This is a genomic window from Nocardia sp. NPDC004415 (assembly GCF_053602435.1).
Genome location: NZ_JBSGDP010000025.1, coordinates 19,829 through 33,255 on the forward strand (window position 1 = coordinate 19,829; position 13,427 = coordinate 33,255).

The 13,427-nt window shown below is 72.0% G+C and carries 2 protein-coding genes; both read left to right on the forward strand.

Going from position 1 to position 13,427, the window contains the following annotated elements; translation table 11 throughout:
* Window positions 1-15 precede the first annotated feature (15 nt).
* On the forward strand, window positions 16-5,820 hold the full coding sequence (locus ACWEMY_RS14475) for an amino acid adenylation domain-containing protein (RefSeq protein WP_452390404.1): 5,805 nt from the start codon (window positions 16-18) through the stop codon (window positions 5,818-5,820).
* A gap of 160 nt (window positions 5,821-5,980) precedes the next feature.
* Window positions 5,981-13,399: an amino acid adenylation domain-containing protein gene (locus ACWEMY_RS14480; RefSeq protein ID WP_452390405.1), complete on the forward strand. Its 7,419-nt coding sequence runs from the start codon at window positions 5,981-5,983 to the stop codon at window positions 13,397-13,399.
* Window positions 13,400-13,427 lie beyond the last annotated feature (28 nt).

Below are 13,427 nucleotides of genomic sequence, written 5' to 3' on the forward strand. Positions count from 1 at the left end.
GCACGGACCCGACCGGTGCGCACGCGGCGGCCCCGGGTGACCACCCTGGCGCAGGTGCTCGCCACCGCTGTGGAGACCGCTCCCGACGCCACCGCCGTCGTCCTCGCCGACGCCACCCGCACCATCGACAGCCGCACCTACGCCGAACTCGACGAGCGGTCCACCCGGATCGCGCGCCTGCTCATCGCGCGCGGCATCGGCGCGGGCGACCTGGTGGCCCTGGGCATCTCGCGTTCGATCGAGTCGGTGCTGGCGGTCTGGGCGGTCACCAAGACGGGTGCCGGTTTCGTGCCAGTAGACCCGAACTATCCGCCGGATCGCGTGTCGCACATGGTGACCGACTCCGGCGCCGTGTTCGGTCTGACTGTTACCGCCGTCGCCGACCGGCTGCCCACCGAGGTCGACTGGCTGGCCATCGACGGTGCGCGGGCCGAGGCGCTGCTCGATGAGGTCTCCGGCGAACCGATCACCAATGCCGACCGGTTGCGTCCGGTGCGCGCGGAGGATCTGGCCTACATCATCTACACGTCCGGCTCCACCGGCCTGCCCAAGGGTGTCGCGGTGAGCCAGGCCGGGCTGGCACCGTTCTGCGCGGAACAGCGCAGGCTCTACAGCGTCGAAGCCGATTCGCGCACCCTGCATTTCGCCTCGCCGTCGTTCGACGCGTCGCTGCTGGAACTGCTGCTGGCGGTCGGCGCGGCCGCGACCATGGTGATCGTCGACCCGAGCGTATTCGGCGGCGACGACCTGGCCGCGCTGCTGCGCCGCGAACGGGTGAGCCACGCGTTCATCACCCCCGCCGCGCTGGCCTCGATCGATCCGGCCGGACTCGACGACTTCCGGGTGGTAGCCGTCGGCGGTGAGGCGTGTCCGCCGGATCTGTTGCGGCGCTGGGCCGTTCCGCTGGCCGACGGGACCCTGCGGGAGTTCCACAATGTCTACGGGCCGACCGAGACCACCATCGTCACGAATATCAGTGTGCCGCTGAAGCCCGGCGACCCGCTGACCATCGGCGGGCCGATCGGTGGCGTCGCCGAATACGTCCTCGACGACCGGCTCGGGCCCGTGCCGCCCGGCGTCACCGGCGAGCTCTACATCACCGGCGCCCAGCTGACCCGCGGCTACCACGCCCGCCCCGGCCTGACCTCGTCGCGCTATGTCGCCAACCCGTTCGACCCGGCCGGTTCCCGGCTCTACCGCACCGGTGACCTCGTGCGCTGGACCGCCGACGGCGCACTGGAATACGTGGGCCGCAACGACTTCCAGGTGAAGATCCGTGGTTTCCGGATCGAGCTCGGCGAGATCGACGCGGTGCTGTCGAGTCACGAGAGCTTGGACTTCGCCGCCACCGTGGGACACGAACTCGACAGCGGCGCCACGATTCTCGTCTCCTACGTGCATGCCGCGCCGGGTGCCACCGTCGACCCGGCCGCACTCGTCGCAGTCGCGGAACGCAGCCTGCCCGCGCACATGGTGCCCACGGTGATCATGCCGCTGGACACCATCCCGCTGACCCCGGTCGGCAAGCTGGACCGGCGGGCGCTGCCCGAACCGGTGCTCGAGCACGCCGAGTTCCGGGCGCCGACCACACCGGTGGAGCAGATCGTCGCCGGGACCTTCGCGCAGGTGCTCGACCTGGCCGAGGACGCGACGCTGGGCCTCGACGACGACTTCTTCGCCCTCGGCGGCAACTCCCTGCTGGCCACCCAGGTCGCCGCGCGCCTCGGCGCCGCGCTCGACACCGACTTCCCGGTCCGGCTGCTGTTCGAGGTGCCGTCGGTGGGCGCGCTGGCCCAGCGGCTCACCGAGACCGCCGGAGCCGGGGCGCGGCCCGCGCTGGTGGCGGCGCAACGGCCGGAGCGCGTCCCGCTCTCGCTGGCCCAGCAGCGGATGTGGTTCCTCAACCAGTTCGATCCCGGCTCGGTGGCCTACAACATCCCGATGGCCGTGCGGCTCGACGGGGCGATCGATGTCGAGGCGCTGCGGGCCGCGGTGGGCGATCTGGTCGCCCGGCACGAGACGCTGCGCACCATCTACCCCGAGACCGACGACGGGCCGGTGCAGCAGGTGCTGGCCGCCTCCGACGCCACGCCGCGGCTCGAGGTGCGGCGGATCACCGCCGACCAGCTCACCGCCGCCACCCACGAACTCGGCTCGTCCGGGTTCGATGTGCGCGGCCAGGTGCCGGTGCGGGTGGCGCTGTTCCAGCTCAGCGACGACGAATCGGTGCTGGCCGTGGTCGTGCACCACATCGCCGGTGACGGTTCCTCGCTGACCCCGCTGACCCGCGACCTCATGCTCGCCTACGGCGCCCGCGCGGCCGGTGCCGCGCCGGACTGGGCACCGCTGCCCGTGCAGTACGCCGACTACGCGCTGTGGCAGCGCGCGCTGCTCGGCAGCGAAGACGATCCGGACTCGCTGGCCTCGGCGCAGCTGGCCTACTGGCGCGAGGCGCTGGCCGGGCTGCCCGACCAGCTGGACCTGCCCGCCGACCGGCCGCGCCCGGCCGTACAGTCCTTCGCGGGCGGGCGCGTGCCCGTCGAGATCGACGCCGAGACCCATCGCGCGCTGGTGGCGCTGGCCCGGGAACAGGGCGCCACGCTGTTCATGGTGGTGCACACCGCGCTCGCGGTGACCCTGGCCCGGCTGGCGGGCACCGACGATCTCGCCATCGGCACCCCGATCGCCGGGCGCGGTGAGGCCGCGCTCGACGACCTGATCGGCATGTTCGTCAACACCCTCGTCTTCCGCACCACCCTCACTCCCGGTGAGCCCTTCGCCGACCTGCTGGCCCGCCAGCGCGATATCGACCTACAGGTCTTCGCCCACGCCGACCTGCCCTTCGAGCGGCTGGTCGAGGCGATCAACCCGGCCCGCTCCACGGCCCGGCACCCGCTGTTCCAGGTGGGGATGTCCTTCCAGAACCTCACCCGCACCGGCCTCGAACTGGGGCAGGCGGCGGTCGAGGCGGTCGACGTCGACCTGGCAGTCTCGCAGTTCGACCTGCACGCCATCGTCGCCGACCACTACGACGCCGACGGCATCGCCCAGGGCATCAGCGGTGTGTTCACCTACGCCACCGACCTTTTCGACGAGGCCACCGCCCAGAGCTACGCCGACCGCTTCGCCCGGGTGCTGGCCGCCGTCGCCACCGCACCCGAGCGCCCCGTCGACGAACTCGAACTGCTCTCGGATACCGAGCGCGAGCGAATCCTGCACGGCTGGAACGCGACTGATCACCCCGTCGCTCCGGCCACCCTGGCCGACCTCTTCGCGGACACCGCCGCCACCCAACCGACCCGGGTCGCCGTGGTCGATCCCGACGGCACCGAATTCACCTACGGCGACTTCGCCGACCGGGTGAACCGGCTGGCCCGGCACCTGATCGCCCAGGGCGTCGGCGTGGAAGACCGCGTCGCCCTGGCCATCCGGCGATCGACCGATCTGGTCGTCGCCATGTACGCGGTGACCCAGGCGGGCGCGGCCTATGTGCCGATCGACCCCGACCAGCCCGCCGACCGCATCGCCCACATCCTCGACACCGCCGCGCCGGTCCGCGTCCTGACGACCACACGCGACGGATTCGGTGCAGACCCGGCCGTGGCGGGTGCCGCGCCTGTGGTCGTCATCGATGCGGTCGAGCCGGCCGGGATCGCGGGCACGCCGATCGCCGCGCACGAGCGGCGGGGTGTGCTGCGGCCGGAGAACACGGCCTACGTGATCTTCACGTCCGGCTCGACCGGCAAGCCCAAGGGTGTCGCCGTGTCGCACGGCGCGATCGTCAACCAACTGCGGTGGAAGACAGACCGTTTCGGTCTCGGTCGCGACGACTCGGTGCTGTTGAAGACCGCCGCGACCTTCGATCTCTCGGTGTGGGAGTTCTGGTCGGCGACGGTGTGTGGTGGACGGCTCGTCATCGCGGCGCCCGACGGGCATCGCGACCCGGCGTATCTGGTGCGGACGCTGGCCCGGCAGGCGGTCACCACGCTGCATGTCGTGCCGTCCATGCTCGATGCCCTGCTCACCGAAGCCGGTGGCGCCCTGCCGGATTCGCTGCGTCGCGTGCTCGCCATCGGCGAGGCGCTGCCCGCCGCGACCGCCCAGCGGTTCCTCGACAGCAACACCGCCGCGCTGCACAATCTCTACGGCCCCACCGAAGCGGCGGTCTCCATCACCGATCACCGCGTCACCGCGAAGGACCGCACAACGGTTCCGATCGGCGCGCCCGAATGGAACAGTCGCGTCTATGTCCTCGACGCGCGTCTGCGTCCGGTGCCGGTCGGTGTCTCGGGCGAGCTCTATCTGGCGGGTGAGCAGCTGGCCCGCGGTTACTTCGCGCGTCCCGATCTCACCGCCGACCGCTTCGTCGCCGACCCGTTCGCCGCATCGGCCCGTATGTACCGCACCGGCGACCTGGTGGCCTGGACCGCCGACGGCGAACTGGAATACCGGGGCCGCACCGACTTCCAGGTGAAGATCCGTGGTTTCCGGATCGAGCTCGGCGAGATCGAAGCCGCGTTGCTGGCCGTACCGCGGGTCGCGCAGGCCGCCGTCATCGCGCAGACCGACGCGCGACTCGGTGACCGGTTGGTCGCCTACGTCGTGCCCGAATCCAGCGCCGGTCTGTCCGTGAGTACCGTGAAAGCGGCTGTGGCGCAGGTGCTCCCGTCTTACATGGTGCCCGCCGCGTTCGTCGTGCTGGGGCACCTGCCGCTCAACGCCAACGGCAAACTCGACCGCGCGGCACTGCCCGTGCCCGCGCTCGAACCCCGCAGCTACCGGGCGCCGGAGAGCGCGGACGAGATCGCCGTCGCCACGGTGTTCACCGAGGTCCTCGGCGCCGAACGGCCCGGCCTCGACGACGACTTCTTCGCCCTCGGCGGCAACTCCCTGCTGGCGACGCGCGTGGTGCACCTGCTGCGCGAGCGCACCGGCGCCGAACTCACCGTGGCCGCCTTCTTCGTCGACCCGACCGTGGCCGGGCTGGCCGCCCGCGTCGGCGACGAACACGCGGGTGCGCGCGACTTGGCCGCCGCACTCGCCGTGGTGCTGCCGATCCGCGCGGGCGGCGACCGCCCGCCACTGCTGTGCCTGCATCCCGTCTCGGGCCTGGCGTGGGCCTACGCGAGCCTCGAACCGCACCTGCCCGCCGACCAGCCCATCATCGGCATCCAGTCCCCGGCGCTGAGCGACCCCGATTTCCGGCCCGCCTCGGCCGGTGAACTGGTCGACCGGTACCTGGCCGAGATCCGTGGCGCGCAGCCCCACGGGCCCTACCATCTGCTCGGCTGGTCGCTGGGCGGTGTGCTCGCCCAGGCGGTCGCCACCCGGCTCCAGGCCGAGGGGGAAACGGTGGCCTCGCTGACCATGCTCGACAGCGTCCCCGGCGCCGACCTGACCGGCTTCCGGGACGAGCTGCGCCACGCCCTGATCGAGCTGGGAATCCCGGATCACCAACTGCCCGCCGCCGACCGGCTCACCGAGCTGAGCGACGAGGCCGTCGGCGCGCTGCACGCCACACTGGCCGCGGACCTCCCGATCTCGCGCGAGCAGTTCGTCGGCATGTATCGCGGCGCGTTGCACACGGTGGCGGCGGTGACCGAACTGTCGCCGACCCGATACGACGGTGATCTCACCTACTTCACCGCCCTGCGCGATCCGGCGGCGCTACGCGGCGGCGCCTCGCGCTGGCGGGCCCATATCAGTGGGGTCATCACCGATCATCCGGTGGACTCCGGTCATAACGAACTGCTCTCACCCGTGGCATCGGCCACGATCGGCCCGGTAACGGCGCAGGTCCTCGCCCTTTTCGAGCGGTAGTCGGATAGCGGCCCGTAACGGGTCGCCGGGGGATTACGATTTCGTTTCGAGAGAGTTGGTGTGTCGTGGCGCACACCTCGGCGACGGTCGGCGGTAGCAAGGTAGGTGTGGCTATGCTGTGTCCGAATCGGCCCGCCGGACGCGAGAGGTGTATTGGTCTGTGGAAAACTCCCGCCGCTCTGGCCGCACCGGTAGGCGTCGTCCTACCGGTACATTGTTCGGCCAGTTGCTCACGGCCGCCGTCGAATCCGCGGCCGGGTCGATAGCTGTTCGCTACAACCCCACCGGGATGCCCGGTGGTGAACGGGAACTCACTTATCGCGAGCTCGACGAACAATCCTCCCGGCTGGCCCGTGAGCTGATCGACCGTGGTGTCGGCGCCGGTGACGTGGTCGCCGTGGCGATCGCCCGTTCGATCGAATCGGTGCTCGCGGTCTGGGCCGTGGCCAAGACCGGTGCCGCCTATGTGCCGGTGGATCCGGCCTATCCCGGCGAGCGGATCGCGCACATCGTCGCCGACTCCGGTGCCGTGCTGGGGCTCACCACCGCCGCGCACCGCGCGCTGCTGGGCACCAGTCTGTACTGGATCGAACTCGACGATCCGGTGGTCGCCGAGCGCATCGCCGCGCGGCAGGCGCACGCGGTGAGCTACGCCGACCGGCTGCGGCCGATCGACGAGCGGCACCCGGCCTACGTCATCTACACCTCCGGGTCCACCGGCAAGCCCAAGGGCGTGGTGGTGACCCACACCGGCCTCGCCGCACTGGTCGCCGCCGAACGCGAGCACTACGGGGTCGAGCCGGATTCGCGTGTGCTGCATGTGTGCTCGCCGAACTTCGACGTCTCCGTGCTGGAGCTGCTGCTGGCTTTCGCGACCGGCGCCACCCTGGTGATCTCGCCGCCGCGGATCTTCGGCGGCTTCGAGCTGTCGGATCTGCTGCGCCGCGAACGGATCTCCCATCTGCTGATCACCCCGGGCGCGCTGGAGTCGGTCGATCCGGCCGGGCTGCCGGATCTGCGCGCGGTCGTCGTGGCCGGTGACCGGTTCGGTCCGGAACTGGTCGGCCGCTGGGCCACCGACGCGCGGGCCTTCTACAACGGCTACGGGCCGACCGAGGCCACCATCCTGGCCACCAGTACCCGCCCGCTGCGGGCGAACGCGCCGATCACCATCGGCACCGCGATCCCCGGCATGGGCCTCTACGTGCTCGACGCGCGGCTGCGGCCGGTGCCGGCGGGTGTCGTCGGCGAGCTGTATCTGTCCGGGCCCGCGCTCGCGCAGGGCTATCTGGGCAGGCCGGGGCTCACCGCGGAACGTTTCGTCGCCTCGCCGTTCGGCGCGGGCAGGCTGTATCGCACCGGCGATCTGGTGCGCAGGCTCGAGCCGGAAGGCAGCCTGGAATACCTGGGCCGCACCGACTTCCAGGTGAAGGTGCGCGGGTTCCGGATCGAGCTGGGCGAGATCGACAACGCGCTCACCGCGCACCCCGATCTCGACTACGCGGTGACCCTCGGCAAGGCCATGCCCTCGGGGGCGACCGGGCTGGTGTCGTATGTGCTGCCGCGCGTCGGCCACTCCGTCGACACCGGCGCGCTCGCGGAGTTCCTCGCCGAATCGCTGCCTGCGTACATGGTTCCGGCCGTCATCATGGTGCTCGACGCGCTGCCGCTGACCTCGGTGGGCAAGCTCGATCGCGCCGCGTTGCCGACGCCGGTGTTCACCGTGCGTGGCTTCCGCGCGCCCGCGACGCCCGCCGAACAGGTGGTCGCCGATGTGTTCGCCGCGCTGTTGCTGCGCGACGGCGCGGGGCGGGTCGGTGCCGACGACGATTTCTTCGAACTCGGCGGCGACTCGCTGCTGGCCGCGCAGGCGGTGGCCCGGATCGGGGCCGCGCTCGACGTGCGGGTGCCGGTGCAGGCGGTGTTCGAGGCGCCGACGGTCGCCGGACTGGCCACCAGGGCCGAGCAGCAGCGGGCCTCGGCCCGGGCACTCGCGCTCACCCCGCGCCCGCGCCCGGCGGTGGTGCCGCTGTCCTACGCGCAGCAGCGGATGTGGTTCCTCAACCGCTTCGATCCCGCCTCGGCGGTGGACAACATCCCGGTCGCCGTGCGCCTGTCCGGGCGCATCGACCTGCCCGCGCTGCAGGCCGCCGTCGCCGACCTGGTGACCCGGCACGAGGTGCTGCGCACCGTCTACCCGGTGTACGACGGCGTCCCCACCGACACCGTGCTCGACGGCGAGGGCCACCAGGTGGTGCTGGCCGCGGGCGATCCGGCCGCCGCGCCGGAGTTCGAGGTCGTCGAGGTCGCGGAGAGCGAGGTCACCGAGGCCATCGCCGCCGCGGCGCTGACGGGGTTCGACGTCACCGCGCGGCCGCCGGTGCGGGTGCGGGTGCTGGTACTTTCTGCGTCGCGTCCGGCGGGCCCGGAGGCGGTAGCGGAGCGTGACCACGCAGGGCACTCGGACGCGGCGCCATCGAGCGCTGCGACCGAGCACGTGGTGGTGTGCGTGGTGCACCATATCGCCGCCGACGGGTTCTCCTTCGCGCCGCTGACGCGCGATCTGCTCACCGCCTACGCCGAGCGCCGCGGCGGGGGCGCGCCGCAGTGGCCGCCGCTGCCGGTGCAGTACGCCGACTACACGCTGTGGCAGCGCGAGCTGCTCGGCGCCGAGCACGACCCGAGGGCGCTGCTGGCCGCCCAGGTGGCCTTCTGGCGCTCGACGCTGGCGGACCTGCCCGAGCAGCTCGACCTGCCGGCCGACCGCCCGCGGCCCGCCGTGGCCAGCCGCCGCGGCGCCACGATGAACATCCAGGTGCCCGCCTCGGTGCACGCCGGGCTGGCCGCGCTGGCCCGCGAACACAACGCCACGCTGTTCATGGTGGTGCACACGGCGCTGGCGCTGCTGCTGGCCCGGCTCTCCGGCACCCGCGACATCGCCATCGGCACGCCGGTGGCCGGGCGCGGCGAGCAGGCGCTCGACGAGCTGATCGGCATGTTCGTCAACACGCTGGTGCTGCGCACCGAGGTACACCCCGGCACCCGCTTCACCGATCTGCTCACCGAGGTCAGGGCCGGTGACCTGGCCGCCTTCGGCCACGCCGACGTGCCCTTCGAGCGCCTGGTCGAACTGCTGGAACCGGTGCGCTCGACCGCCCGGCACCCGCTGTTCCAGGTGATGCTCACCTTCCAGAACCTGGCCCGCACCGACCTGGCACTGCCCGGTCTGGCGGTGTCCGGCGCGGACTTCACGGTGCCGCTGGCCAAGTTCGACCTGCAGGTGGAGCTGGCCGAGCACATCGGCGCCGACGGTGCCCCACAGGGCATGGCGGTCTCGTTCGTCTACGCCACCGATCTGTTCGACCGCGCCACCGTGGCCGATTTCGCCGACCGCTGGTCACGGGTGCTCGCCGCCGTGGTCGCCGACCCGGCCGCCCCCGTCGGCGACATCGACGTGTTCGCGCCCGGTGAGCGCGAACTGGTACTGCGCGAAGGGGATTCGCCGGGCATGGCGGTGCCCGAGGTCACGCTGGCCGATTTGATCACCGCGCAGGCCCAGCAGCGGCCCGACGCCGTCGCCGTGCGCGCGGGGGAGTACTCGCTGAGTTTCGCCGAACTGCTCGGCCGGGCCTCGGCGCTCGCACGGGCCCTCATCGCCCACGGCGCGGGCCCGGAAACCCTGGTGGCCGTGGCCGTTCCGCGCACCGAGGAACTTCCGGTGGCGCTGCTGTCGGTGCTGCTCGCGGGCGCGGGATATCTGCCGATCGACGCGAGCTACCCGGCCCAGCGCCTCGAGTACATCCTCGCCGACGCGAAACCGACTGTGCTGCTGACCACCTCGTCCGAGCTGGACCGGGTGCCCGCCGCCGGGCTGCCGGTGGTGCTGCTCGACGAGCGGTCGGCGCATTCCACCGCGCCGGTGCGTCCGCAGGAGCGGCGCGCGCCGCTGCGGCCGGACCACCTCGCCTACGTCATCTACACCTCCGGGTCCACCGGCCTGCCCAAGGGCGTGGCGGTGAGTCACCGGAATGTGCTGGAACTGTTCGCCAACACCCAATTGCTGTTCACCTTCGACGAATCCGACGTGTGGACGGTGTTCCACTCGGTCGCCTTCGACTTCTCCATCTGGGAGCTGTGGTGCGCGCTGGCCGGTGGCTCGTCGGTGGTGGTGGTCGACCATCTCACCTCGCGCTCGCCGATCGAGTTCCGTGAGCTGCTGGCCCGCGAACGGGTGACGGTGCTGAGCCAGACCCCCACCGCGTTCGCCCAGCTCGACGAGGCCGACCGGGCCGCCCAGGCCGCCGGTGCCGCGCCGCTGGCGCTGCGCTATGTGATCTTCGGTGGCGAGGCGCTGGACCCGCGCAAGCTCAACCGCTGGTACGACCGCTACGGATTCGGGCCGGGCGCACCGCAATTGGTGAACATGTACGGCATCACCGAGACCACCGTGCACGTCTCGCACATGGCCATCACCCCGCGCCCCGCCGACGCCGACGGCGCGCCGGTGGAGCTGCCCGGCAGCCTGATCGGCCGGTCGCTGCCCGGACTGTCGGTGGCCGTGCTCGACGACCGGCTGCGGCCGGTGCCCTTCGGCGTGGCCGGGGAGCTCTACATCGCGGGCAACCAGGTCACCCGCGGCTACCTCGGCAAGCCGGGACTCACCGCCACCCGGTTCGTGGCCGACCCGTTCGGCCCGCCCGGTGCCCGCCGCTACCGCTCCGGCGACCTCGGTCGCTGGATCGGCTTCCGCGGCACCCCGACCCTCGAGTACGGCGGCCGCGGCGACCAGCAGGTGCAGCTGCGCGGCTTCCGGATCGAGCCCGGCGAGATCGAGGCCGCGCTGCTCGGTGTGCCCGGCGTCGGCCAGGCCGCCGTGGTGGTGCGCGCCGACGAACACGCGGGGGACCGGCTGATCGGCTATGTCGTCCCGGCGGCCGGTGCCGCCCTCGATCCGGTCGCGGTGCGCGGTGCCGTCGCCGATTTTCTCACCGGCTACATGGTTCCCGACGCCGTGGTGGTGGTCGCCGGGCTGCCGATGACCGCCAACGGCAAGCTCGACAAGGCCGCGCTGCCCGCGCCGGAGTTCACCGCCGCCACCGTCTTCCGGGCGCCGACCACACCGATCGAGCTGAGCATCGCCGAGGTCTTCGCGACGTTGCTGGGCGTGCCCGAAGTGGGCCTGGACGACAACTTCTTCGACCGTGGCGGCAACTCGCTGCTGGCGACCAGGGCCATCGCCCGGATCGACCAGGCCCTCGGCGCCGACCTGGTGGTCCGCGACCTGTTCGAGTCGCCCACGGTGGCCACGCTGGCGAGCCGGGTGCGTCCGGGCGCGGTCGCCGCCCCGCGCCCGCCGCTGCTCCCGGCGCAGGAGCGTGGCCGTGTCCCGCTCTCGCCCGCCCAGCAGCGGATGTGGCTGCTCAACCGGATCGACCCGGATTCCCCGGCCTACAACATCCCGCTGGTGCTGCGCCTGCGCGGCGCGCTGGACACCTCCGCCCTGCGCTACGCCGTGGCCGACCTGCTCGAACGGCACGAGGCGCTGCGCACCCGCTTCCCGGCCGACGGCCCCGACGCCGTGCCGTACCAGGAGATCCTGCCGGTCAGCGCGGTGCTGCCCAACGGTCTGCCGGTGGAGGAGTGCGACGATCCGCGCGAGCGCGTGATGCGGTTGCTCGCAGGCGGTTTCGATGTGGCCGAACGGGTTCCGTTGCGCGCCGGGCTGTTCACCGCGCCCGACGACGACCCGCTGGCCGAGGAAGAACACGTGCTGGCCGTGGTGGTGCAGCACATCATCGCCGACGGTGCCTCGCTGGCACCGCTGGCCCGCGACCTGGTGATCGCCTACCGCGCCAGGGTCGAGGGTCGCTCGCCCAGCTGGGCGCCGCTGCCGGTGCAGTACGCCGACTACGCGCTGTGGCAGCGCGCGGTCCTCGGCGACGAATCCGACGAGGAGTCCACCGCCACAAGGCAACTGGATTTCTGGCGGCGCACCCTGGCCGGGCAGTCCGGCACCGTCGAACTGCCGCACGACCATCCCCGGCCCCCGCACGCCTCGCTGCGCGGCGCCGACGTGACCACCACGCTGCCCGCCGACGTGCACGTGCGGCTCACCGATATCGCCCGCGCGCACAATGCCTCGCTGTTCATGGTGGTGCACGCGGCACTGGCCGTGCTGCTGGCCCGGCTCTCGGGCAGTGCCGATGTGACGATCGGTACGCCGATCGCCGGTCGTGGCGAACCGGAACTCGACGACCTGGTCGGCATGTTCGTCAATACGCTGGCCCTGCGCACCGAGGTCTCACCGCAGCGCGGGTTCGACGAATTGGTCACCGCCGCACGCGAAGTCGACTTGGCCGCCTTCGCCCACGCCGACCTGCCGTTCGAGCGGATCGTCGAGGAGGTGGCGCCCACCGGCACCGTCTCGCACAATCCGCTGTTCCAGGTGGTGCTCTCGTTCCACAACAACGAGGCGCCGGTGCTGCGGCTGCCCGGGCTCACCATCGAGGCGATGGACCTGGCCGCGCGCCCGGCCAAGTTCGACCTGCAGGTGAACGTGGAACCGCGGCTCACCCAGCAGGGCGAACCTGACGAGGTGAACATCGTGTTCACCTACGCCACCGACCTTTTCGACGAACCGACGGTGACGATGTTCGCCCACGGGCTCACCGAGATCGTCAACGCGGTGGCCGCCGATCCCCGGGTGCGCATCGGCGACATCGACCTGCGCGACGCCCAGCAGCGCGAACGCGAACTCACCGCCGCGGCGTACGCGCCGGTGCCCTCGGCCAACGGCGCCGCCCTGGCCCAGGAACTGGCCTCGGCCGTCGAGGAGGACCCGGAGGCACCCGCCCTCGACCTGGGCGGCACCGAGCTGCCCTACTACGAATTCGACGCCCGCTCTTCGCAACTGGCCCGCTCGCTCATCGCGCGCGGTGCGGGCCCCGGCACCGGTGTCGCGGTGCGGCTGGACCGGGGTGTGCAGGCGGCGATCGCGACCTGGGCGGTGCTCAAGGCCGGCGCGGCGGTGGTCCCGCTGGCCCGGCTCGACGCCCAGCTGCCACACGGCCTGGAGGTGAAACTCGGTCTGACGCTGGACATCTATGATGTTCCCGACGGCCTGGACTGGTACGACCTGGCCGACCCGGCGCTCGAGGCCGAACTGGCCGCCGAGTCGCCGCGCCCGATCGGCTACGCGCACCGCACCCGTGCGCTGCGTGGCGACGATGTGGCCTTCGTCGGCGGCGGCCGCACGCTCAGCTACGACGAGCTGGCCGGGGCCGCCGAACGGGTGGGCCAGCGCACCGGGCTGAACTTCGAGTCGCGGACCCGGGCCGCGGGGCGGCCGGATTCGGTGGCCGCGGTGCTGGAGATCGTGGCCGCGGGTATCGCGGGCGCGACGGTGGTGCTCTCGCCCGACGACGGCGAGGACGAGGTGAGTCACGTGTTCACCGAGGCGGCGGTCGCGGTGGCCGCACCCGGGGATGGCGCGGGCGCGACGATCGTGGCGCTGGGTGAGATGATCGGCGACGCCGGAGTGCCGCAGCAGCGGCGCGCGGTGATCGGCATGGATGGATAGGTGGAAAGCGCATGACCGGGCAGCGGCT